Source organism: Serinicoccus chungangensis (genome assembly GCF_006337125.1).
GTDB lineage: Bacteria > Actinomycetota > Actinomycetes > Actinomycetales > Dermatophilaceae > Ornithinicoccus > Ornithinicoccus chungangensis.
Map to the genome: position 1 here is coordinate 2,453,218 of NZ_CP040887.1, position 21,591 is coordinate 2,474,808.

General features: G+C 67.2%; 24 protein-coding genes and 3 rRNA genes. All 27 read right to left on the reverse strand.

Features of this window, described 5'->3' with window-relative positions:
- Positions 1–114 precede the first annotated feature (114 nt).
- The 27 genes from FHD63_RS11175 to rpsQ all read right to left on the reverse strand — a co-directional run bounded on the left by FHD63_RS11175 (position 115) and on the right by rpsQ (position 21,590).
- Positions 115–1,872 carry a stealth family protein gene (locus FHD63_RS11175; protein WP_238705637.1) on the reverse strand — a complete coding sequence of 586 codons (1,758 nt, stop codon included), beginning with the start codon at positions 1,870–1,872 and terminating at the stop codon, positions 115–117.
- A gap of 108 nt (positions 1,873–1,980) precedes the next feature.
- Positions 1,981–2,097, reverse strand: a 5S ribosomal RNA gene (gene rrf, locus FHD63_RS11180).
- A 101-nt stretch (positions 2,098–2,198) separates the two neighbouring features.
- A 23S ribosomal RNA gene (locus tag FHD63_RS11185) occupies positions 2,199–5,333 on the reverse strand.
- Between the two features lie 471 nt (positions 5,334–5,804).
- Positions 5,805–7,338 (reverse strand): 16S ribosomal RNA (locus FHD63_RS11190).
- Together the 16S, 23S and 5S rRNA genes form the textbook arrangement of a ribosomal RNA operon.
- A 330-nt stretch (positions 7,339–7,668) precedes the next feature.
- Complete coding sequence (locus tag FHD63_RS11195) at positions 7,669–8,661, reverse strand: zinc-binding dehydrogenase (protein ID WP_139722141.1); 993 nt, start codon at positions 8,659–8,661, stop codon at positions 7,669–7,671.
- A gap of 17 nt (positions 8,662–8,678) precedes the next feature.
- Positions 8,679–9,518: a tRNA pseudouridine(38-40) synthase TruA gene (gene truA / locus FHD63_RS11200; protein WP_139722142.1), complete on the reverse strand. Its 840-nt coding sequence runs from the start codon at positions 9,516–9,518 to the stop codon at positions 8,679–8,681.
- Positions 9,519–9,616: 98 nt separating this feature from the next.
- Positions 9,617–10,294 (reverse strand): 50S ribosomal protein L17, encoded by a 678-nt coding sequence (gene rplQ, locus FHD63_RS11205; RefSeq protein WP_139722143.1) that lies wholly within the window; start codon positions 10,292–10,294, stop codon positions 9,617–9,619.
- 26 nt (positions 10,295–10,320) lie between these two features.
- Complete coding sequence (locus FHD63_RS11210) at positions 10,321–11,343, reverse strand: DNA-directed RNA polymerase subunit alpha (protein ID WP_139722144.1); 1,023 nt, start codon at positions 11,341–11,343, stop codon at positions 10,321–10,323.
- Between the two features lie 198 nt (positions 11,344–11,541).
- Complete coding sequence (gene rpsD, locus FHD63_RS11215) at positions 11,542–12,150, reverse strand: 30S ribosomal protein S4 (protein ID WP_058890651.1); 609 nt, start codon at positions 12,148–12,150, stop codon at positions 11,542–11,544.
- Positions 12,151–12,180: 30 nt separating this feature from the next.
- The gene (gene rpsK / locus FHD63_RS11220; protein WP_058890650.1) at positions 12,181–12,588 is read right to left on the reverse strand and encodes a 30S ribosomal protein S11; all 408 of its coding nucleotides are present in this window, start codon (positions 12,586–12,588) and stop codon (positions 12,181–12,183) included.
- A 107-nt stretch (positions 12,589–12,695) separates the two neighbouring features.
- Positions 12,696–13,073: a 30S ribosomal protein S13 gene (gene rpsM, locus FHD63_RS11225; protein ID WP_139722145.1), complete on the reverse strand. Its 378-nt coding sequence runs from the start codon at positions 13,071–13,073 to the stop codon at positions 12,696–12,698.
- A gap of 217 nt (positions 13,074–13,290) precedes the next feature.
- Complete coding sequence (rpmJ, locus tag FHD63_RS11230; RefSeq protein WP_022925314.1) at positions 13,291–13,404, reverse strand: 50S ribosomal protein L36; 114 nt, start codon at positions 13,402–13,404, stop codon at positions 13,291–13,293.
- 70 nt (positions 13,405–13,474) lie between these two features.
- Complete coding sequence (gene infA / locus FHD63_RS11235) at positions 13,475–13,696, reverse strand: translation initiation factor IF-1 (protein ID WP_022925313.1); 222 nt, start codon at positions 13,694–13,696, stop codon at positions 13,475–13,477.
- 103 nt (positions 13,697–13,799) lie between these two features.
- A complete protein-coding gene (map, locus tag FHD63_RS11240; RefSeq protein ID WP_139722146.1) occupies positions 13,800–14,675 on the reverse strand; it encodes a type I methionyl aminopeptidase in 876 nt (291 codons plus the stop codon).
- Positions 14,675–15,283, reverse strand: coding sequence for an adenylate kinase (locus FHD63_RS11245; RefSeq protein ID WP_139722147.1), 609 nt, complete (start codon positions 15,281–15,283; stop codon positions 14,675–14,677). The genes map and FHD63_RS11245 overlap by 1 nt, the downstream gene beginning before the upstream one ends.
- Complete coding sequence (secY, locus tag FHD63_RS11250; protein WP_139722148.1) at positions 15,283–16,608, reverse strand: preprotein translocase subunit SecY; 1,326 nt, start codon at positions 16,606–16,608, stop codon at positions 15,283–15,285. The genes FHD63_RS11245 and secY overlap by 1 nt, the downstream gene beginning before the upstream one ends.
- A gap of 183 nt (positions 16,609–16,791) precedes the next feature.
- Positions 16,792–17,262: a 50S ribosomal protein L15 gene (rplO, locus tag FHD63_RS11255; protein ID WP_139722149.1), complete on the reverse strand. Its 471-nt coding sequence runs from the start codon at positions 17,260–17,262 to the stop codon at positions 16,792–16,794.
- A gap of 1 nt (position 17,263) precedes the next feature.
- Positions 17,264–17,446, reverse strand: a complete 183-nt coding sequence (rpmD, locus tag FHD63_RS11260) for a 50S ribosomal protein L30 (RefSeq protein ID WP_010148653.1) — start codon at positions 17,444–17,446, stop codon at positions 17,264–17,266.
- Positions 17,446–18,120, reverse strand: coding sequence for a 30S ribosomal protein S5 (gene rpsE, locus FHD63_RS11265; RefSeq protein ID WP_139722150.1), 675 nt, complete (start codon positions 18,118–18,120; stop codon positions 17,446–17,448). The genes rpmD and rpsE overlap by 1 nt, the downstream gene beginning before the upstream one ends.
- A 36-nt stretch (positions 18,121–18,156) precedes the next feature.
- The gene (rplR, locus tag FHD63_RS11270; protein ID WP_139722151.1) at positions 18,157–18,531 is read right to left on the reverse strand and encodes a 50S ribosomal protein L18; all 375 of its coding nucleotides are present in this window, start codon (positions 18,529–18,531) and stop codon (positions 18,157–18,159) included.
- Positions 18,532–18,534: 3 nt separating this feature from the next.
- Positions 18,535–19,074, reverse strand: coding sequence for a 50S ribosomal protein L6 (gene rplF / locus FHD63_RS11275; RefSeq protein WP_139722152.1), 540 nt, complete (start codon positions 19,072–19,074; stop codon positions 18,535–18,537).
- Between the two features lie 30 nt (positions 19,075–19,104).
- A complete protein-coding gene (gene rpsH, locus FHD63_RS11280; RefSeq protein WP_010148657.1) occupies positions 19,105–19,503 on the reverse strand; it encodes a 30S ribosomal protein S8 in 399 nt (132 codons plus the stop codon).
- Positions 19,504–19,626: 123 nt separating this feature from the next.
- Positions 19,627–19,812 carry a type Z 30S ribosomal protein S14 gene (locus FHD63_RS11285; protein ID WP_010148658.1) on the reverse strand — a complete coding sequence of 62 codons (186 nt, stop codon included), beginning with the start codon at positions 19,810–19,812 and terminating at the stop codon, positions 19,627–19,629.
- Positions 19,813–19,814: 2 nt separating this feature from the next.
- Positions 19,815–20,414 carry a 50S ribosomal protein L5 gene (gene rplE, locus FHD63_RS11290; protein WP_139722153.1) on the reverse strand — a complete coding sequence of 200 codons (600 nt, stop codon included), beginning with the start codon at positions 20,412–20,414 and terminating at the stop codon, positions 19,815–19,817.
- A gap of 2 nt (positions 20,415–20,416) precedes the next feature.
- Positions 20,417–20,761: a 50S ribosomal protein L24 gene (gene rplX / locus FHD63_RS11295; RefSeq protein ID WP_238705638.1), complete on the reverse strand. Its 345-nt coding sequence runs from the start codon at positions 20,759–20,761 to the stop codon at positions 20,417–20,419.
- A 3-nt stretch (positions 20,762–20,764) separates the two neighbouring features.
- Positions 20,765–21,133 carry a 50S ribosomal protein L14 gene (gene rplN / locus FHD63_RS11300; RefSeq protein WP_010148661.1) on the reverse strand — a complete coding sequence of 123 codons (369 nt, stop codon included), beginning with the start codon at positions 21,131–21,133 and terminating at the stop codon, positions 20,765–20,767.
- Positions 21,134–21,248: 115 nt separating this feature from the next.
- Entirely contained in the window at positions 21,249–21,590 is a 342-nt protein-coding gene (gene rpsQ / locus FHD63_RS11305) for a 30S ribosomal protein S17 (protein WP_139722154.1), read from the reverse strand.
- Position 21,591: the final 1 nt, after the last annotated feature.

Sequence of the window (21,591 nt, forward strand, 5' to 3'; positions counted from 1 at the left end):
CATCATTGCGATCTCCAGGGGTGGGGCAGAGGGACGTTGGCGCCTAACCTAGGACCATCCTGCACAGAACACAACACTCTGCTGCAAGATCTTGCAGGCGTGCTGGTCAGGCGCTCAGGCGTCCGGACGTTCCCAGGGGGAACGGAACGGGAAACGCTCCTCGAGGAACTCCGCGACCACCGCGTGGATCGCCTCCCGTGTGTGCTCCGGGGTGTCCACGTCGTTGAGGCAGAAGGTGTCGACGCCGCCCTTGTGCTGGAGCCGGTCCAGACGCTGGGACATGTCCGGCGCGGCGATGTCGACGTAGCTCATCCTCGTCTGACCGGGCACCGCGCGCCCGGTCAGGAGTGCGTAGTGGTGGTGCAACGTCGCCGCGAACCCGACGTCCTCGGTCGAGCGGAACCGGGTGCGCGTCGTGCGGGCCACCGGTTCGGCGTACCTCTCCTCCAGCTCGGCCAGGACCGACCGGATCTGTGGGTGGGGGGCGTGCTTGAACTTCTGGGTGATGCCCCGCCCGAAGTCCGCCTGCAGGAGGGAGCGCACCGTCTTGCCGGCCGAGTTCGGAGCGACCTCACCAGGGATGACGTCCCCCACCCCGAACTGCGCCGGCGAGAAGGGCACCTGAGCGATGCCGTTGGCGTAGAAGTAGTCCTCCGCCTGGCGCAGCCGGGCGAGGAAGACGTCGTCGTTGAGGTAGAGGTAGTGCTCCGACAGACCCGGGATGTGGTGCAGCCGGGCGCCGATGGCGTGCGAGTTGAAGGTCGGCAGCGCCGAGGCGTCGGCGAAGATGTCCCGGTGGTCGACGACCGTGATCCCCGCCGCGTCGGGGTCCAGCCAGGCCGGCACCTGGTCGTCCGTCACCACGTACACGTGGCGCACGAAGGGGGCGTACATGTGCAGGGAGCGCAGCGAGTAGCGCAGCTCGTCGTGGCTCGTGTAGCGCGAGGTGTTCGCGCCCAGCCCGTGGGGCGCCTCGTCGGAGTAGCGGGCCCGCCGGGCCGCGTGCCGCGGGTCCGTGCCGTCCACCCAGGTGTAGACCACGTCCACCGGGAAGGTCACCTCGTCGGTGAGCGTCCAGGTGAAGGGCTCGAAGGTCGGGAGGACCCGCTCCCCGACCACCGCCTGACCGGGGACCTGCGCCGAGACCGGTAGGACGTCCGCCACGCGGTTGGGGCGCGGAGCGACGAGGGCCCCCGCCAAGGCCGGCTCGGGCGTCTGGCACCGGACCTGCTCCAGCCGCGCGGCGCGCTCCCGGCCGACCAACTGGTCCGCGTCCTGCCAGAACTCGACGTCGCACCCGAGATCCAGACCCCCCACGACCCGGCCTGACCCGGACAGCAGCGGCTCGGCGAAGCGGACGACGAGGCTGGACTTGATGCCGCTCTGCAGCCCGCCGTCGACGTAGGCGCTGGCCGTCGCGGCGGAGCCCCCGCGGCCCGGCTTCACCGCCCACACGGCGCTGAGGTCGTGCCGCGCCCGCATCGCCCGGAAGAGCGCCGGCCGGTCCCGCAGGTGCACCCCGAGGACGTGCCGACGCGCGGAGTTGCCCCGCACCAGGAAGAAGGACACCCCGGCCTCGTCCAGCACCTCGGTGACCAGCCTGAGGTTGTGCTCGCGGGCCTGAGCCACGGTGAAGTCGGCCACCACCCGCCCCGGCCCCTCCCCCGAGCCCGTCTCCACCATGCGCAGATCGGGGTCCCCGGCGAGCAACGACGCACGGCGCTCGGCGATCCGCTCCTCGCGGCGCGCCACCGCCGCCTCCTCCCGCCGGCGCCGGCGGGCGGCACGCAACCGGTCGGCCACCGGGGGCGGCATCATCCACCACGCCATCCGGCGCAGACCCCGACCACTCATCACGCTGGGTCCCTTCATCACGGCCCTCCTCGACGACCTGCCCATGCTCGCAGGTCGCGCCGGGCGAAAAGGCCCCGGGCATGCGAAAGGGCCCGCCCTGGTGGGCGGGCCCTTTCGTGAAGGGTGGTCCGGCGGTGTCCTACTCTCCCACACCGTCTCCAGTGCAGTACCATCGGCGCTGTCAGGCTTAGCTTCCGGGTTCGGAATGTGACCGGGCGTTTCCCTGACGCTATGACCGCCGTAACATGGTTGACCATGTCACAACAAACCCGCTGGGGGGTTGTGGGTCAGGAACCGTGCAGTGGACGCGAGCATTGAGTCTGTAGGACTTTGAGAGCTTGGGTTTTGTTAAGTTGTCGGCTTATTAGTACCGGTCAGCTACGCACATTGCTGTGCTTCCACGTCCGGCCTATCAACCCAGTAGTCTAGCTGGGAGCCTCTCCACCCGAAGGTGATGGAAACCTCATCTCGAAGTGTGCTTCCCGCTTAGATGCTTTCAGCGGTTATCACGTCCGAACGTAGCTAATCAGCGGTGCCCTTGGCAGGACAACTGACACACCAGTGGTTCGTCCATCCCGGTCCTCTCGTACTAGGGACAGCTCTCCTCAAGTTTCCTACGCGCGCAGCGGATAGGGACCGAACTGTCTCACGACGTTCTAAACCCAGCTCGCGTACCGCTTTAATGGGCGAACAGCCCAACCCTTGGGACCGACTCCAGCCCCAGGATGCGACGAGCCGACATCGAGGTGCCAAACCATGCCGTCGATATGAGCTCTTGGGCAGGATCAGCCTGTTATCCCCGGGGTACCTTTTATCCGTTGAGCGACGGCGCTTCCACAAGCCACCGTCGGGTCACTAGTCCCGACTTTCGTCTCTGCTCGACATGTCTGTCTCACAGTCAAGCTCCCTTGTGCACTTACACTCGACACCTGATTACCAACCAGGCTGAGGGAACCTTTGGGCGCCTCCGTTACATTTTAGGAGGCAACCGCCCCAGTTAAACTACCCACCAGGCACTGTCCCTGGTCCGGATCACGGACCGATGTTAGATATCCAGAACGACCAGAGTGGTATTTCAACGTTGACTCCCAACCACTGGCGTGGCTGTTTCACAGTCTCCCACCTATCCTACACAAGCCGTACCGAACACCAATACCAAGCTATAGTAAAGGTCCCGGGGTCTTTCCGTCCTGCTGCGCGTAACGAGCATCTTTACTCGTAGTGCAATTTCGCCGAGTTCGCGGTTGAGACAGTGGAGAAGTCGTTACGCCATTCGTGCAGGTCGGAACTTACCCGACAAGGAATTTCGCTACCTTAGGATGGTTATAGTTACCACCGCCGTTTACTGGCGCTTAAGTTCAGAGCTTCACCCACGAATGGGTTGACCCGTCCCCTTAACGTTCCAGCACCGGGCAGGCGTCAGTCCGTATACATCGTCTTGCGACTTCGCACGGACCTGTGTTTTTAGTAAACAGTCGCTTCTCCCTGGTCTCTGCGGCCTTCAGCGCTAACCCGCAAGGGGTTTCACGCGTCCGGCCCCCCTTCTCCCGAAGTTACGGGGGCATTTTGCCGAATTCCTTAACCACGATTCACTCGATCGCCTCGGTATTCTCTACCTCACCACCTGAGTCGGTTTGGGGTACGGGCGGCTCGAACCTCGCTAGGAACTTTTCTTGGCAGCATAGGATCACCCTGCTTCCCGCATACGCGGTCACGATCAAGCCTCGGGCACTGATGGGGCGGATTTACCACTCCCCGGCCCTGCGCTCTTCGACGTGGACAACCATCGCCACGCGGAGGCTACCTTCCTGCGTCCTTCCATCGCTTACCTACTACCAGCTCGGGTCACGCGTTCCACCACCCGGCCCCGCACCCGAAGGTGCGAAAACATGGGCGGCTTCAGGCGCTTAGCATCCCCGGATTCGGTATGGGTCGGTTCTTCGCCGGTTCCGGAATATCAACCGGATGTCCATCGACTACGCCTGTCGGCCTCGCCTTAGGTCCCGACTTACCCAGGGCAGATTAGCTTGACCCTGGAACCCTTGGTGATTCGGCGGAAGAGTTTCTCACTCTTCTTTCGCTACTCATGCCTGCATTCTCACTCGTGCCGGATCCACACCTCGATCACTCGGATGCTTCACTCCCGGCACGACGCTCCCCTACCCATCAACACGCCTGAACACCACCCACGAAAGGTGATGCTGAGCTACAGTGCTGATGCCACAGCTTCGGTGGTGTGCTTGAGCCCCGCTACATTGTCGGCGCGGAATCACTTGACCAGTGAGCTATTACGCACTCTTTCAAGGGTGGCTGCTTCTAAGCCAACCTCCTGGTTGTCTTCGCAACTCCACATCCTTTCCCACTTAGCACACGCTTAGGGACCTTAGCTGGTGATCTGGGCTGTTTCCCTCTCGACTACGAAGCTTATCCCCCGCAGTCTCACTGCCATGCTCTCACTTACCGGCATTCGGAGTTTGGCTGACGTCAGTAACCCGGTAAGGCCCATCAGCCATCCAGTAGCTCTACCTCCGGCAAGAAACACATGACGCTGCACCTAAATGCATTTCGGGGAGAACCAGCTATCACGGAGTTTGATTGGCCTTTCACCCCTACCCACAGCTCATCCCCTCAGTTTTCAACCTAAGTGGGTTCGGGCCTCCACGCGGTCTTACCCGCGCTTCACCCTGGCCATGGGTAGATCACTCCGCTTCGGGTCTAGACCCAGCGACTCAATCGCCCTGTTCGGACTCGCTTTCGCTACGGCTTCCCCACACGGGTTAACCTCGCCACTGAGCACTAACTCGCAGGCTCATTCTTCAAAAGGCACGCCGTCACCACACACGAGGTGCAGCTCCGACGGATTGTAAGCGCACGGTTTCAGGAACTATTTCACTCCCCTCCCGGGGTACTTTTCACCTTTCCCTCACGGTACTTGTCCGCTATCGGTCACGAGGTAATATTTAGGCTTAGCAGGTGGTCCTGCCAGATTCGTACGGGATTTCTCGGGCCCCGTACTACTCGGGAGGCGGCACACACAGTCACGGGTGTTTCGGCTACCGGGGTCTCACCGTCTACGCCAGGCCTTTCCAGACCCTTCACCTACACCACGCGATTTCTTACTGTGCACCAGGCTGGTAGACCCGGTACGCGCCACTCCCACAACCCCGCAGCTGCAACCCCTACCAGGTATCACACAACTACGGTTTAGCCTCATCCGCTTTCGCTCGCCACTACTCACGGAATCACATGTTGTTTTCTCTTCCTGTGGGTACTGAGATGTTTCACTTCCCCACGTTCCCTCCACACACCCTATATATTCAGGTGCGGGTGACCAGCGATGAAGCTGGCCGGGTTTCCCCATTCGGACACCCTCGGATCACAGTCTGGTTATCGACTCCCCGAGGCTTATCGCAGATTCCTACGTCCTTCTTCGGTTCCTCGTGCCAAGGCATCCACCGTGCGCTCTTAAAAACTTAACAAAAAGCAACAAAGATACAGATGCTCGCGTCCACTGTACAGTTCTCAACCAACAACCAGCCACCACCAACCGCAGCATCACCGCACACCCCCACCCCTCACAGGGTGGAAGCGGGTATGACACCCGGCACGTGGCCCCAGCCAGAGCAACCCGACCACACCAACCCCCCACCACACCCCACCCAAGGAGTGCGACAGAGAACCAGCCGGCCCGATCCCTCAGGACCCAACAGCGTGTTTGCACCCCCACCAGGCGGCACCACCCGACTTTCCACGACCACCCCAGGACCAGGACCCCGAAAGGACCCACCCAGGACAGCCCGTACTCACCACAGGCGACACCACCCCACCAGGGGCGACAGCTCTTCGATGTTCCACCCTGAAGCAACCTCGGACACCACACTCGGGTGCACCACGAGGCCGCACACACCCCCCACCCCGAACCGGGACAGGGAGCGCACGATGCTCCTTAGAAAGGAGGTGATCCAGCCGCACCTTCCGGTACGGCTACCTTGTTACGACTTAGTCCCAATCACCAGTCCCACCTTCGACAGCTCCCTCCACAAGGGTTGGGCCACCGGCTTCGGGTGTTACCGACTTTCGTGACTTGACGGGCGGTGTGTACAAGGCCCGGGAACGTATTCACCGCAGCGTTGCTGATCTGCGATTACTAGCGACTCCGACTTCATGGGGTCGAGTTGCAGACCCCAATCCGAACTGAGACCGGCTTTCTGGGATTCGCTCCCCCTCACGGGATCGCAGCCCTTTGTACCGGCCATTGTAGCATGCGTGAAGCCCAAGACGTAAGGGGCATGATGATTTGACGTCATCCCCACCTTCCTCCGAGTTGACCCCGGCAGTCTCCCATGAGTCCCCAACCACCCAAAAGGTGTTGCTGGCAACATGGAACGAGGGTTGCGCTCGTTGCGGGACTTAACCCAACATCTCACGACACGAGCTGACGACAACCATGCACCACCTGTACACCAGCCACAAAGGGAAACCACATCTCTGCAGTCGTCCGGTGTATGTCAAGCCTTGGTAAGGTTCTTCGCGTTGCATCGAATTAATCCGCATGCTCCGCCGCTTGTGCGGGCCCCCGTCAATTCCTTTGAGTTTTAGCCTTGCGGCCGTACTCCCCAGGCGGGGCGCTTAATGCGTTAGCTGCGGCACGGACCCCGTGGAATGGGACCCACACCTAGCGCCCAACGTTTACGGCGTGGACTACCAGGGTATCTAATCCTGTTCGCTCCCCACGCTTTCGCTTCTCAGCGTCAGTAGTGGCCCAGAGACCTGCCTTCGCCATCGGTGTTCCTCCTGATATCTGCGCATTCCACCGCTACACCAGGAATTCCAGTCTCCCCTACCACACTCTAGCCTGCCCGTACCCACTGCAGACCCGGAGTTAAGCCCCGGGCTTTCACAGCAGACGCGACAAGCCGCCTACAAGCTCTTTACGCCCAATAATTCCGGACAACGCTCGCACCCTACGTATTACCGCGGCTGCTGGCACGTAGTTAGCCGGTGCTTCTTCTGCCCCTACCGTCACCCGAAGGCTTCGTCAAGGCTGAAAGAGGTTTACAACCCGAAGGCCGTCATCCCTCACGCGGCGTCGCTGCATCAGGCTTGCGCCCATTGTGCAATATTCCCCACTGCTGCCTCCCGTAGGAGTCTGGGCCGTGTCTCAGTCCCAGTGTGGCCGGTCACCCTCTCAGGCCGGCTACCCGTCGTCGCCTTGGTAGGCCATTACCCCACCAACAAGCTGATAGGCCGCGAGTCCATCTACCACCGAACTAAATCTTTCCACACCACCCCATGCGAGACAGTGTCATATCCAGTATTAGACGCCGTTTCCAGCGCTTATCCCAGAGTGGAAGGCAGGTTACTCACGTGTTACTCACCCGTTCGCCACTAATCCACGGTGCAAGCACCGCTTCATCGTTCGACTTGCATGTGTTAAGCACGCCGCCAGCGTTCGTCCTGAGCCAGGATCAAACTCTCCGATAAAAAACAAAACCATTACCGAACAGATAACGATCCCAACAAAAACCACAACCAGCACCCGGGGGCGGGCACCAGCCATGGCAAACAAAACATGGCATCAAAAAACAAACACGCTGTTGAGTTCTCAAGAATCGGACACACACCTGCGGTCCGGACCTGGTCGGTCCTTACCCGCTCGGGGCAACCTCTCCAGCCTACCCGATCCTCCGGCCCGGTGTCACATCCGTGCGGATCGACCTCGTGGGGGATGAATCTGGGTCCTGCTGGCGCGTCCTCCGCTCTGCGTCGGCCGCGAGGTACAACACTACACGCCTCCAGGAGTGCGGTGCAAACTCACTCCCCGACGGCCGCGTCCCGCACCTGGATCCCCAGCTGTCCGGCGGTCTCGCCGGCCGCCAGACGGGCCAGCGCCGGCCGGGTGTCGGCCAGCGGGAACACCCCGCCCACGGCCGGCCGCAGACCCTCCCGGGAGACCAGCCGGGCCAGCGCCGCGAGCTCGCCACGGGTCCCCATGGTCGAGCCCTGTACCCGCAGCTGCTTGAAGAAGATCTTGGTCAGCTCGGCCTTCTCCGGCGCGTCCCCCGACGTCGCCCCGCAGATGACGAGGGTGCCGCCCGGCCGCAGCGCGTTCACCGAGTGCGACCACGTGGCGGCCCCCACGCTCTCGAGCACCGCGTCGACCCGGGCCGGGAGGCGCTCCCCCGTCTCGAAGGTCGCCGCAGCCCCCAGCTCCTCGGCACGCGCCCGCTTGGTCTCCGACCGGCTCGTCACCCACACGGTCAGTCCGGCTGCGGCACCCAGCTGCACGAGGGCCGTCGACACCCCGCCGCCCGCGCCCTGCACGAGCACCGTGTCACCCGGTCGGACCCGCGCCTGCGTGAAGAGCATGCGGTAGGCCGTGAGCCACGAGGTGCACAGCGCGGCGGCCTCCACGGCGGTGAGGTGCTCCGGGCGAGGGACCCAGGCGCCCTCCGGCACGGCGACGAGCTCGGCCAGCGTGCCCTGGTGGTACTCCGACAGCAGGGTGCGGCGGGGGTCCAGGGTGGGGTCTCCCTCCCAGGACGGCGTCCCGGTGACCACGGGGTGGACGACCACCTCGCCGAGGTCCGGGTGCTCCACCACCGCGTCGCAGCCCAGCACCATGGGCAGCCGGTCCTCCGCCAACCCCACCCCGCGCAGGGACCACAGGTCGTGGTGGTTCAGCCCGGCGGCCACGACGGGCAGCACCCGCCAGCCGGGCCGGTCCTGCGGGTCCGGGCGCTCGCCGACGACCAGCCCGCTCAGCGGCTCGTCGGGATGGAGGCTCTCGGCGTAGGCGGCCAGCATGCGTCCATACAACCAGATCAGCCGGGGTGCGGCTCGCGGACGGCCCGGCTCTCCCGGCCCCGCCGTCGCTGTCCCTCCACGGAGTCGGGGTAGGTGATCTCCTCCAGGCAGAGTCCGTGCGCCGGCATCACCCGCACCCCGGGGTCGCGGCGCCCCGCCCGCTGGACCTCCTCGGGCCAGCCGGGCGGGCGTCGACCCTCCCCCACCGGCACGACCGCGCCGACCAGCGCGCGCACCATGCTGTGGCAGAACGCGTCGGCGACGACCGTCCCCACGACGACGCCGGCGTCGTCCCGGTGCCACCGGAAGTCCAGCAGCGTGCGGATGGTCGTCGCCCCCTCCCTCGGTCTGCAGAAGGCGGCGAAGTCGCGCAGCCCGACGAGCGTCCGGGCCGCCTCGTCCATGGCGTCCACGTCGAGCGGGTGCCGCACCACCACGGTCTCGTGCCGGCGCAACGGGTCCGCGCCGCCCGGCCGGTCCTGCAGGCGGTAGCCGTACCGGCGCCGCAGCGCGGAGAAGCGTGCGTCGAAGTCCGGGTGCGCCTCCGTGACCGCCCGCACCGCGACGTCGGCCGGCAGCACCCCCCGCAGCCGCGTCACCAGCGCGTCGGCGGGCGGACGGTCGGACCGACCGGGCACGCGCCGCCACACCTCCTCCTCCACGTCGAGGTGGCAGACCGACCCCCGGGCATGGACCCCCGCGTCCGTCCGGCCCCCGACCACCAGCCTCGGCGGATCCACCCGCAGCACCCGTGCCAGGCCCTGCGCGAGCGTCTCCTCCACCGTGCGCAGGCCCGGCTGCCGGGCCCAGCCGGAGAAGTCGGTGCCGTCGTAGGCGAGGTCGATCCTGATGCGCACCCGTCCATCCTGCCCTGCGCCCCGGGCCGGGGACGACGAGGGCCGCCCACCCCCGTCCGGGGATGGGCGGCCCGCCCGTGCGTCAGGGACGCGAGGGCTCACTTCGTGCTGTCGTCGCCCTCGGCCGGCTGCTCGGCGTCGTCGGCACCACCGGAGACCATCGCGGCCTCGGTGGTGTCGTCGGCGGCCTCGTTGTCCGCGACCTCGGTCAGCTCGCCGTCGGCGGCCGGCTCCGCGCCCTGCTCGGCGGCGGCGTCGGCGGCCTCGACCTCGGCCTGGGCCTGGTCGACCTCGGCGGCGTCGGTGGTGGTGGGCTCCTCCGCCTCGAGCTCGGCGTCGCTGATCGCGGCGGCCTGGCGGTCCTTGGCCGAGCGCCGGGTGGCACCCTCGGCCTGGGTGACCACGGCCTTGCGCTCGATCGGCTCACGCACCAGCTCGATGACCGCCATGGGGGCGTTGTCGCCCTTGCGCGGGGCGATCTTGGTGATCCGGGTGTATCCACCCTGACGCTCGGCGACGTCCGGGGCGATCTCGGTGAACAGCCGGTGCACCACGCCCTTGTCCCGCACGATGGCGAGGACCTTGCGACGGTTGTGCAGGTCTCCGCGCTTGGCGAAGGTCACCAGGCGCTCGGCGAGCGGACGCAGCCGCTTGGCCTTGGCCTCGGTGGTGGTGATCCGGTCGTGCTCGAACAGAGCGGTCGCCAGGTTGGACAGGATCAGGCGCTCGTGCGCCGGACCGCCGCCGAGGCGCGGACCCTTCTTGGGGGCAGGCATGGGTTCTCCTTAAGCCTTCTCGTGTCTCAGTACTGCTCGTCCTCGGCGAAGGCGGCGTCGCCCTCGTCGTCGTACGTGCCGTCCTCGTAGGCGGCCGCACCCTCGAACCCGGGCGGGCTGTCCTTGAGGGCCAGGCCCATCTCCGCCAGCTTGTCCTTGACCTCGTCGATCGACTTCGCGCCGAAGTTGCGGATGTCGAGCAGGTCGGCCTCGCTGCGGCCGACGAGCTCACCCACGCTGTGGATGCCCTCGCGCTTCAGGCAGTTGTAGGACCGCACGGTGAGGTCGAGCTCCTCGATCGGCAGCGCCAGGTCGGACGCCAGGGCGCCCTCCCCCGCGGACGGGCCGATCTCGATGCCCTCGGCCTCGACGTTGAGCTCGCGGGCCAGCCCGAAGAGCTCGACGAGGGTGCGGCCCGCGGAGGCGACGGCGTCGCGGGGCGCCATGGAGCTCTTGGTCTCGATGTCCAGCACGAGGCGGTCGAAGTCGGTGCGCTGCTCGACACGGGTCGCCTCGACCTTGTAGGTCACGGCGAGGACCGGGGAGTAGATGGAGTCGACGGGGATGCGCCCGATCTCCTGGTCACCGGACTTGTTGAGCTGGGCGGAGACGTAGCCGCGGCCGCGCTCGACGGTCATCTCCATCTCCAGGGACGCGGACTCGCCGAGGGTGGCGATGTGCAGGTCCGGGTTGTGGACCTCCACACCGGCCGGCGGGGCGATGTCGGCCGCGGTGACGGCACCGGCACCCTGCTTGCGCAGGTACATCACGACCGGCTCGTCGAACTCGCTCGAGACGACCAGGGACTTGAGGTTGAGGATGACCTCGGTGACGTCCTCCTTGACCCCCGGGATCGTAGAGAACTCGTGGAGCACGCCGTCGATCCGGATGCTGGTCAGGGACGCACCGGGGATGCTGGACAGCAGGGTCCGGCGCAGGGAGTTGCCGAGGGTGTAGCCGAAGCCAGGCTCCAGCGGCTCGAGGGAGAACCGGGAGCGGCTGTCGGAGACGACCTCCTCGGTGAGGGTGGGGCGCTGTGCGATGAGCACGTTTCGTTCCTTTCCACGGGCGACCGCTATATGACGCCGCGTGCACGAGCCCGGCACACCTCTGTCCGTGTGCCGGGAGGTCCGGGAGACCGCCGGGCGGAGCGCGGCGAGACCTCACGGAGCCTCGAGGGCGCGCGGGCCCGTAGGCACCGCGCCACCCTCGAGGGGGAGGTGGGGGACGCAGGGTCCCCCACCCGACTAGTTCTTGGAGTAGAGCTCCACGATGAGCTGCTCGGTGAGGATCGTGTCGATCTGCTCACGGGTCGGCAGCTGGTGGATGAGGATCTTCAGCGACCCCGGCACGACCTTCATCCAGGCGGGGACCGGCCGGTCCCCGTAGGTCTGGCGGGCCAGCTCGAAGGGGAACGTCTCGACCGACTGCGGCCGGACCTCGACGATGTCGTACTGCTCGACGCGGTAGCTGGGCACGTCGACCCGCTTGCCGTTGACCAGGAAGTGACCGTGGGTCACCAGCTGGCGGGCGGCGCGGCGGGTCCGCGCCAGGCCGGCGCGGTAGACGACGTTGTCGAGGCGGGACTCCAGGATGATGAGCAGGTTGGCGCCGGTCTTGCCGGGGCGGCGGGCCGCCTCCGCGTAGTAGCGGCGGAACTGCTTCTCCATGACGCCGTAGGTGAAGCGGGCCTTCTGCTTCTCCTGCAGCTGGGTGAGGTACTCCTTCTCCTGGCTGCGACGGCGGCCGTGCTGCCCCGGGGGGAAGGGGCGCAGGTCGAAGTTCTTGTCGCCGCCGACCAGGTCGACCTTGAGCCGGCGGGACTTCTTGGTGATGGGTCCGGTGTAACGGGCCATGATGTGTCTACCTTGTTCCTTCCGGGGCGGTCAGTTGCGACGCTTCTTGGGCGGGCGGACGCCGTTGTGCGCCTGCGGCGTCACGTCGGAGATCGCGCCGACCTCGAGGCCGGCCGCGGTCAGCGAGCGGATCGCGGTCTCGCGACCCGAGCCCGGACCCTTGACGAAGACGTCGACCTTCTTCATGCCGTGGTCCATCGCGCGACGCGCGGCGGCCTCGGCGGCCATCTGGGCGGCGTAGGGGGTCGACTTGCGCGACCCCTTGAAGCCGACCTGGCCCGAGGAGGACCAGGCGATGACGGCACCGGTCGGGTCGGTGATCGAGATGATGGTGTTGCTGAACGTGCTCTTGATGTGAGCCTGCCCGAAGGCGACGTTCTTCTTCTCCTTGCGGCGCACCTTGCGTGCGCCGGTGGCCTGACGGCTCTTGGGGGGCATGTGGTTTCTCCTAGCGGAAGAGCAAGACTTCTGGGGTCCGCGTCCGGCGGGTCGTCCCGGTGGGGACGGCGCGGGAGCGGCAGGTCAGGGGCGGGGCCCGAGACGGTCTACTTGCCGGCCTTCTTCTTGCCGGCGACGGTGCGCTTGGGTCCCTTGCGGGTGCGCGCGTTGGTCTTGGTGCGCTGACCGTGCACCGGGAGGCCGCGGCGGTGCCGCAGCCCCTGGTAGCTGCCAATCTCCACCTTGCGGCGGATGTCGGCGGCGACCTCGCGGCGGAGGTCGCCCTCGAGGCGGAAGCTGGCCTCGAGGTGGTCGCGCAGGGAGACCAGCTGCTCTTCCGTCAGGTCCTTGACCCGGGTCGACGGGTCGACACCCGTGGCCTGGAGAGTCTGCTCGGCGCGGGTGCGGCCCACGCCGAAGATGTAGGTGAGAGCGACCTCGACGCGCTTGTCGCGCGGCAGGTCGACACCGATGAGTCGTGCCATGTGGCAGTGCTCCTTGGGAGTCGTGCGAGAGTCTGGTGCAGCACCGGTCCGCATCGTCTGGTGGGCTCGGTCGCCCGCGGTCCCCGGCTCTCGCGGCCAGGGGTGACGTCCCGCCGGTCGGCGGGGGTCGGGTGCTGCGTCATCTGGGTGGTGACGGTATGCAGTTGTGGTCGTCGACGCATCGAAGCTGCGACGCGTGCGGTGGGTGGTGGTCTGCTCAGCCCTGGCGCTGCTTGTGGCGCAGGTTGTCGCAGATCACCATGACCCGCCCATGACGGCGGATCACCTTGCACTTGTCGCAGATCTTCTTCACGCTCGGCTGAACCTTCATGGCTTCCTGCCTTCGGTGGAGTGGATCTGTGCGGGGAGTGGTGGGGACCGTGGCCCGAGGGCCCCGGACCTCAGCGGTAGCGGAAGACGATGCGACCGCGGGTCAGGTCGTACGGGCTGAGCTCCACCACGACCCGGTCCTCGGGGAGGATCCGGATGTAGTGCTGCCGCATCTTGCCGGAGATGTGAGCCAGCACCACGTGACCGTTGGTGAGCTCGACCCGGAAGTTCGCGTTCGGGAGGGCCTCGACAACCGTGCCCTCGATCTCAATGACGCCGTCCTTCTTCGCCATGTCCTCCACATTCCCTGGATTTGCACTGGACTCGGCCCACGCAGGGCCGACGCACCATCCTACGGGACCGGCAACCCCAAGGCCAATCGCCCGGACGGCGGGGTCAGTCGGAGAGCGGGGCGAAGTCGACCCCGACCCGGGCGAGCCCAGCCTCTCCCCCGTCCAGGGCCGTGAGCACCCAGGACCCCGCGTCGGTGACCGCCACGGTGTGCTCCCAGTGGGCGGCGCGGCTGCCGTCCGAGGTGACGACCGTCCAGTCGTCGGCCAGGGTCCGCGTCTCGATGCTGCCGAGGGTGACCATCGGCTCGATGGCGAAGGTGGCGCCCGAGGGGACCGTCGGGCCGCTCGAGGTGACCCCGTAGTTGGGGACGTGCGGGTCCATGTGCATCTCCCGGCCGATCCCGTGACCCGTGTAGTCCTCGAGGATCCCGTAGGCCTCCACCCCCGGCACACCCGCGCGACGACGCCGCTCCAGGGCCGCGTCGACCGACTCCTCCACCGCGTGCCCCACGGCGTACAGCCGGCCCCCGGGTCGTAGCGCCGCGATCCCGGCCCACAGCGAGGCCTCCGTGTCGTCCATGAGGGCGAGGTCGGCGGCGGAGCCCTGCTCCCGCCCGCCGACGACGAGGCTGACCGCGGCATCCCCGTGCCAGCCCTCGACGATCGCCCCGCAGTCGATGGACACCAGGTCGCCGTCGACCAGGACGCGTGTCCCCGGGATGCCGTGCACCACCTCGTCGTTGACCGAGATGCACAGGCTCCCGGTGAAGCCGTGGTACCCGAGGAAGCTCGGGGTCGCACCGGCCCCCCGGATGGCGTTCTCGGCCAGGGTGTCGAGCTCACGCGTGGTCGTGCCGGCCACGGCGCGCTCGACGGCCAGGGCCAGCGTCCGGGCCACGACCACCCCGGCCCGCCGCATGGCGACGAGCTGGTCCGGGGTCTTGGCCTCGATGCGGGGCCGACGCCGGAGGAAGGACATCAGCCCTCGCCGGCGACGCCCGGCGTGCCGGTGGCGGAGGCGGGCACCTGAGCCAGGGCGGACTCGATGCGGCCGGTGACCTCCTCGACGGCCCCCATGCCGTCGACCCGCCGGAGCAGGCCCCGCGCCTTGTAGTGGGCGGCGAGCGGTGCCGTCTCCTCGGCGTACATCCGCATGCGCTCGCGGATGACGTCCTCGGTGTCGTCCGCCCTGCCCTGCTCCTGGGCCCGGGCGAGCAGTCGCTGCACGACCTCGTCCGTGTCGACCGTCAGCTCCACCACGACGTCCAGCTGGTGGCCGGCGTCACCGAGCATCTCGTCCAGCGCCTCGACCTGCCCGGTGGTACGGGGGTACCCGTCCAGCAGGAAGCCGGCGGCCGCGTCGGGCCGGGCCAGACGGTCGCGCACGATCGCGTTGGTGATCTCGTCGGGGACGTAGCCGCCGGAGGCCGTGATCTGCTTGACCTGCAGCCCGAGGTCGGTCTCCTCCTTGATGTTGGCCCGGAAGATGTCGCCCGTGGAGATGGCGGGGATGCCGTGGGAGGCGGACACGTGGGCGGCCTGGGTGCCCTTGCCGGCACCGGGGGGCCCGAGCAGGATGAGGCGCATCAGCGGAGGAACCCTTCGTAGTCGTGCTGCTGGAGCTGGGACTCGATCTGCTTCACCGTCTGCAGTCCGACGCCCACGATGATGAGGATGGAGGCGCCACCCAGCGGGAAGTTGGCCACCCCCATGACGTTGAACGCAATCAGCGGGATGACGGCCAGGCCGGCGAGGTAGAGCGCGCCGGGGGTGGTGATGCGGTTGATGACGTACTCGAGGTACTCGGCGGTGGGACGGCCGGCCCGGATGCCCGGGATGAAGCCGCCGTACCGCTTCATGTTGTCCGCCACCTCGGTCGGGTTGAAGGTCACCGAGGTGTAGAAGAAGCAGAAGAAGATGATCATGGCCGCGTAGAGCAGCATGTAGACCCAGTGGGTGCCGGAGCCGGTCGCGCCCATGGACAGGTAGCGGTCGATGAAGCCCACCCAGGCCGGCGCGGTGGCCCCCGGCTCCGTCGGCCGGTTGAAGTTGGCCAGCAGCGAGGGGAGCATGAGGATCGAGCTGGCGAAGATGATGGGGATGACGTTGGCCATGTTGAGCTTGAGCGGGATGTACGTGGAGGTCCCGCCGTACTGCCGTCGACCCACCATCCGCTTGGCGTACTGCACCGGGATCCGGCGCTGGCACTGCTCGACGTAGACGACGAGCGTCATGATGACCAGCCCGAGCAGCATGACGAGCACGAAGGTCGTCACCGAGCCCTGGTAGATGGCGCCGAGGGCCGCGGGGAAGCCGGCCGCGATGGAGATGAAGATCAGCAGCGACATCCCGTTGCCGACGCCCTTCTCGGTGATGAGCTCCCCCAGCCACATGATGAGCCCGGTGCCCGCCGTCATCGTGAGCACCATGAGCGCCAGCGTCCAGATGCTCTCGTCCGGCATCACCGAGGTGCACGTCGCCCCGAAGAGCCGGGCCGGCTCGCGGGCGATGGTCACGAGCGTGGACGCCTGGAGGACCGCGAGGCCGATGGTGAGGTAGCGGGTGTACTGGGTCATCTTGGTCTGACCCGACTGCCCCTCCTTCTTCAGCTGCTCGAAGCGCGGGATGACGACGGTGAGCAGCTGCACGATGATCGCCGCGGTGATGTAGGGCATGATCCCGAGCGCGAAGATGGACAGCTGCACCATGGCCCCGCCCGAGAACAGGTTGACCATGCCCAGCACGTTGCCCGACAGCTCGGCGGTGTTGAGGCACTGCTGCACGAGGCCGTAGTCGACGCCGGGCGTCGGGATGTGCGTCCCGAGCCGGTACAGCGCCATGATCGCGAGCGTGAAGAGGATCTTCTTGCGAAGATCCGGCGTCTTGAACGCGCGCACGAAGGCGGAGAGCATTCAGGTCCTCCTGTGGGTCTCCCCCGACGCCGGTCGTCGCGGTCGACGACGCGCCCGGGGAGGCGAGCATGAGTCGCCCCCGACGATAACACCAGGGGTGGTGGGGGTGAGTAGCAGTGAGGCCCCGCGCCGCGGGGCGACGCAGGGCCTCACTCGAGGTGTGACAGGACCGGGGCCGGAGCCTCAGGCCTCGGTGGCGCTCCCGCCGGCCGCCTCGATCTTCTCCTTGGCGGAGGCCGAGAACTTCGTGGCGGTGACGTCGAGCTTGACCGACACCTCACCGGTGCCGAGCACCTTGACGGGCTGGCCCTTGCGGACCGCACCCCTGGCGACGAGCTCGTCGATCCCGACGGTGCCGCCCTCCGGGAAGAGGGTGGCCAGGGTGTCGAGATTGACGACCTGGTAGGTCACCTTGAACGGGTTCGTGAAACCACGCAGCTTCGGCAGCCGCATGTGCATGGGGGTCTGACCGCCCTCGAAGGTCGCCGGCACCTGGTACCGGGCCTTCGTCCCCTTGGTGCCACGGCCCGCGCTCTTGCCCTTGGACGCCTCACCGCGACCCACACGGGTCTTCGCGGTCTTGGCGCCGGGGGCCGGACGCAGGTGGTGCACCTTCAGCGCGGCCGCCTCGCGGCGGGTGGTGCTGTCGGCCATTTCAGTCAACCTCCTCCACGGTCACCAGGTGGGCGACCGTGCGGACCATACCCCGGAACTCCGGGCGGTCCTCCTTGACGACGGTGTCACCGATCCGCTTGAGGCCCAGGCTCCGGACGGTCTCCCGGTGCATGTGCTTCGTGCCGACGGTGGACTTGATCTGGGTCACCTTGAGCTTGGCCATCAGGCACCTGCCTTCGCCTCGGCCGCGGCCTCGGCGCGTGCCTTGAGCATGGCGTGGGGGGCGACCTCCTCGAGCGACTTGCCCCGACGGGCCGCGACGGCCTCGGGCTGCTCGAGACCCTGCAGCGCCGCGACGGTGGCGTGCACGATGTTGATGGAGTTGCTCGACCCGAGCGACTTGCTCAGGACGTCGTGGATCCCCGCGCACTCGAGCACGGCGCGCACCGGACCACCGGCGATGACACCGGTACCCGGGCTGGCCGGCTTGAGCATGACGACGCCGGCTGCGGCCTCGCCCTGGATGGGGTGCGGGATGGTGCCCGCGATCCGCGGGACGCGGAAGAAGTTCTTCTTGGCCTCCTCCACGCCCTTGGAGATCGCTGCCGGCACCTCCTTGGCCTTGCCGTAGCCGACGCCCACGGTGCCGTCGCCGTCACCCACCACGACGAGCGCGGTGAAGCTGAAGCGGCGGCCACCCTTGACGACCTTGGCCACGCGGTTGATCGTGACGACCCGCTCGAGGTACTGGTTGCGGTCGTCGTCGCGACCACCGCGGCCACCACGGCCGTCGCGGTTGTCTCGGTTGTTGCTGTCCCGGCTGCCCCGACGGTTGTCGCGGGCGTCACCGGACGTGGAACCGGATGCGGTTCCACGTCGCTGGAAGTCACCAGCCATCGAAAAGTCCTCTTTCCTCGTTCTCGCAGGTCCGAATCAGAGCGCCAGGCCGCCCTCGCGGGCGCCCTCCGCGATCGCGGCCACGCGGCCGGCGTAACGGTTGCCGCCACGGTCGAAGACCGCCGCGTCGACGCCGGCCGCCCGGGCGCGCTCGGCGAGCAGCTCGCCGACCCGCCGGGCCTTGGCCGTCTTGTCGCCCTCCAGGGCACGCAGGTCCGCCTCCATGGTGGAGGCGGAGGCCACGGTGGCGCTCTTGGTGTCGTCCACGAGCTGGACGAAGACGTGACGCGAGGACCGGTTGACCACGATACGCGGACGCTCCGCGGTCCCGGTCACCTTCTTGCGCAGCCGCACGTGGCGACGCCCCCGTGCTGCGCTCTTGCTCTTGGCGCGCTTGACGATCTGTGCCATGGCTTACTTACCAGCCTTTCCGACCTTGCGGCGGATGCGCTCACCCTCGTAGCGCACGCCCTTGCCCTTGTAGGGGTCCGGCTTGCGCAGCTTGCGGATGTTCGCGGCGACCTCGCCGACCTGCTGCTTGTCGATGCCCGTGACCGAGAACCGGGTGGGGTTCTCGACCTGGAAGGTGATGCCCTCCGGGGCCTGGATGAGGATGGGGTGGCTGTAGCCGAGCGCGAACTCGAGGTCGCTGCCCCGGGCCACCACGCGGTAACCGGTGCCGTGGATCTCGAGCTTCTTGGTGTAACCGTTGGTCACACCCTCGACCATGTTGGCGATGAGGCTGCGGGTGAGGCCGTGCCGGGAGCGCGAGTCGCGCTCGTCGTCGGGCCGGGTCACCTCGATGCTGCCGTCCTCGCCCGCGGCCACCGAGATGGGCTCGACGACGTCGAGCGCGAGCTGGCCCTTGGGCCCCTTGACCGTGACGGTCGAGCCGTCGATGGCCACGTCGACACCGGAGGGGACGGTGACGGGGAGTCGTCCGATACGAGACATTCTTGTGAGCTCCTTACCTTCTGCTCCGGGTCACCAGACGTAGGCGAGCACTTCGCCGCCGACGCCCTTCTCGGCCGCCTGGCGGTCGGTGAGCAGGCCGGAGGACGTGGAGATGATCGCCACGCCCAGGCCGCCCAGCACGCGGGGCAGGTTGGTGGACTTCGCGTAGACACGCAGGCCCGGCTTGGAGACGCGGCGCACACCGGCGATGGAGCGCTCCCGGTTGGGGCCGTACTTGAGGTCGATGATCAGCGTGGTTCCCACCTCGGCATCCGCGGAGGACCAGGAGGCGATGTAGCCCTCGGCCTTGAGGATGTCGGCGATGGTCGCCTTCAGCTTGGAGTACGGCATGGAGACCTGGTCCTTGTGCGCCGAGTTGGCGTTCCGGATCCGGGTCAGCATGTCCGCGATCGGGTCGGTCATGGTCATGGGCTTCGTGCCCTTTCTCACCGCGGTTTCCCCCCGGGCCTGCGGCCCGGGGCGACCTTCGATGTTCCAGGTGGTGGTTACGTCAGTGGAAGGTGTGCCGGCGGACGGGCGGGAAGGCCCGCCTCACCAGCTCGACTTGGTGACACCGGGCAGCTCGCCGGCGTGCGCCATCTCGCGCAGGCAGATCCGGCACAGGCCGAACTTGCGGTAGACCGAGTGCGGGCGACCGCACCGCTGGCAGCGGGTGTAGGCGCGCACCTTGAACTTCGGCTTGCGGTTGGCCTTGTTGATGAGAGCCGTCTTGGCCATGCTCAGTTCTCCTTGAACGGGAAGCCCAGGTGCTTGAGCAGCGCCCGGCCCTCGTCGTCGGTCGTGGCGGTGGTGACCAGCGTGATGTCCATACCGCGGACCCGGTCGATCTTGTCCTGGTCGATCTCGTGGAACATCGACTGCTCCACCAGGCCGAAGGTGTAGTTGCCGTTGCCGTCGAACTGGCGCGGGGAGAGCCCGCGGAAGTCGCGGATGCGCGGCAGGGCCAGGGACAGCAGCCGGTCGAGGAACTCCCACATCCGGTCCCCGCGCAGCGTCACGTGAGCGCCGATGGGCATGCCCTCGCGCAGCTTGAACTGGGCGATGGACTTGCGGGCCTTGGTGACGGACGGCTTCTGGCCGGTGATCGTCGCCAGGTCGCGGATGGCGCCCTCGATGAGCTTGCTGTCGCGAGCGGCCTCGCCGACACCCATGTTGACGGTGACCTTCACCAGCCCCGGGACCTGCATGGGGTTGGCGTAGCCGAACTGCTCGGTCATGGCCGGGACGATGTCCTGGCGGTACCGCGCCTTGAGCCGGGGGGGCGTCGCGGCGGAGGCGCCGGACTGCGTCTCGGTGGTCTCGGTGATCGTGTCAGTCATGCTCAGAGGTCCTTACCCGAGCGCACCGCCACGCGGGTGCGCACCGTCTTGTCGCGGCCATCGCGGTCCACCTGCTCGACGCGGGTCTTGATCCGCGTCGGCTTCTTGGTCTCGGGGTCGACCACCATCACGTTGGACACGTGGATGGGGGCCTCCTGGACCTGGATGCCGCCGGTGTTGACGCCGCGCTGGCCACCCGCACGGGTGTGCTTGGTGATGCGGTTGACGCCCTCGACCAGCACGCGGTTGGTGTCGGTGTGCACGGCGATGACGCGGCCCTGCAGGCCCTTGTCCTTGCCGGCGATGACCTGCACGAGGTCGTTCTTCTTGATCTTCATCTTCGCCATGTCTCAGATCACCTCCGGCGCGAGCGAGACGATCCGCATGAATCGCTTGTCGCGCAGCTCACGGCCCACCGGGCCGAAGATGCGGGTACCGCGGGGGTCACCGTCGTTCTTGAGGATGACCGCGGCGTTCTCGTCGAAACGGATGTAGCTGCCGTCGGGGCGACGGCGCTCCTTGCGGGTGCGGACGATGACCGCCTTGACGACATCGCCCTTCTTGACGTTGCCGCCGGGGATGGCGTCCTTCACGGTCGCCACGATGGTGTCCCCGATGCCCGCGTAACGGCGGCCGGAACCGCCGAGCACGCGGATGCACAGGAGCTCCTTGGCACCGGTGTTGTCGGCGACGCGCAGTCGCGACTCCTGCTGGATCACTGTTCGTTCTCCTACTGCCGGCTGGTTCTCGCCCGCGGGGGCCGAGCCTGGCCAGACGTCGTGGATGAAAGGGTTCGTTGGCGGGACCCGGAGGTCCCGCACCTGGGGGTAGGGCCTACTTGGCCTTCTCGAGGATCTCCACCAGACGCCACCGCTTGGTGGCGGACAGCGGGCGGGTCTCGATGATGAGGACCCGGTCGCCGACGCCGGCGGCGTTGGCCTCGTCGTGCGCCTTGACCTTGTTGGTCGTGCGGATGACCTTGCCGTAGAGGCCGTGCTTCACGCGGTCCTCGACCTGGACGACGATCGTCTTGTCCATCTTGTCGCTGACGACGTAGCCCTGGCGGGCCTTGCGGTAGTTGCGGTCGCCGCCGTGCCCGAGCGAGCTCTCGCTGGGCTCGTGCGCCTCGACCGACGCGTCGGCCGTGCCGGCCTGGGTCTGGGTGCTCTCGCTCATG

Bases quoted from the DNA above. Each gene is read 5' to 3' on its own strand.
- FHD63_RS11175 (WP_238705637.1), bottom strand. From the start codon at position 1,872: ATGAAGGGACCCAGCGTGATGAGTGGTCGGGGTCTGCGCCGGATGGCG.
- FHD63_RS11195 (WP_139722141.1), bottom strand. From the start codon at position 8,661: ATGCTGGCCGCCTACGCCGAGAGCCTCCATCCCGACGAGCCGCTGAGC.
- rplQ (WP_139722143.1), bottom strand. From the start codon at position 10,294: ATGCCTGCCCCCAAGAAGGGTCCGCGCCTCGGCGGCGGTCCGGCGCAC.
- rpsD (WP_058890651.1), bottom strand. From the start codon at position 12,150: ATGGCCCGTTACACCGGACCCATCACCAAGAAGTCCCGCCGGCTCAAG.
- rpsK (WP_058890650.1), bottom strand. From the start codon at position 12,588: ATGCCCCCCAAGAGCCGTCAGGCCACCGGCGCACGCAAGGTGCGCCGC.
- rpsM (WP_139722145.1), bottom strand. From the start codon at position 13,073: ATGGCACGACTCATCGGTGTCGACCTGCCGCGCGACAAGCGCGTCGAG.
- rpmJ (WP_022925314.1), bottom strand. From the start codon at position 13,404: ATGAAGGTTCAGCCGAGCGTGAAGAAGATCTGCGACAAGTGCAAGGTG.
- infA (WP_022925313.1), bottom strand. From the start codon at position 13,696: ATGGCGAAGAAGGACGGCGTCATTGAGATCGAGGGCACGGTTGTCGAG.
- map (WP_139722146.1), bottom strand. From the start codon at position 14,675: ATGTCCTTCCTCCGGCGTCGGCCCCGCATCGAGGCCAAGACCCCGGAC.
- FHD63_RS11245 (WP_139722147.1), bottom strand. From the start codon at position 15,283: ATGCGCCTCATCCTGCTCGGGCCCCCCGGTGCCGGCAAGGGCACCCAG.
- secY (WP_139722148.1), bottom strand. From the start codon at position 16,608: ATGCTCTCCGCCTTCGTGCGCGCGTTCAAGACGCCGGATCTTCGCAAG.
- rplO (WP_139722149.1), bottom strand. From the start codon at position 17,262: ATGGCCGACAGCACCACCCGCCGCGAGGCGGCCGCGCTGAAGGTGCAC.
- rpmD (WP_010148653.1), bottom strand. From the start codon at position 17,446: ATGGCCAAGCTCAAGGTGACCCAGATCAAGTCCACCGTCGGCACGAAG.
- rpsE (WP_139722150.1), bottom strand. From the start codon at position 18,120: ATGGCTGGTGACTTCCAGCGACGTGGAACCGCATCCGGTTCCACGTCC.
- rplR (WP_139722151.1), bottom strand. From the start codon at position 18,531: ATGGCACAGATCGTCAAGCGCGCCAAGAGCAAGAGCGCAGCACGGGGG.
- rplF (WP_139722152.1), bottom strand. From the start codon at position 19,074: ATGTCTCGTATCGGACGACTCCCCGTCACCGTCCCCTCCGGTGTCGAC.
- rpsH (WP_010148657.1), bottom strand. From the start codon at position 19,503: ATGACCATGACCGACCCGATCGCGGACATGCTGACCCGGATCCGGAAC.
- FHD63_RS11285 (WP_010148658.1), bottom strand. From the start codon at position 19,812: ATGGCCAAGACGGCTCTCATCAACAAGGCCAACCGCAAGCCGAAGTTC.
- rplE (WP_139722153.1), bottom strand. From the start codon at position 20,414: ATGACTGACACGATCACCGAGACCACCGAGACGCAGTCCGGCGCCTCC.
- rplX (WP_238705638.1), bottom strand. From the start codon at position 20,761: ATGGCGAAGATGAAGATCAAGAAGAACGACCTCGTGCAGGTCATCGCC.
- rpsQ (WP_139722154.1), bottom strand. From the start codon at position 21,590: ATGAGCGAGAGCACCCAGACCCAGGCCGGCACGGCCGACGCGTCGGTC.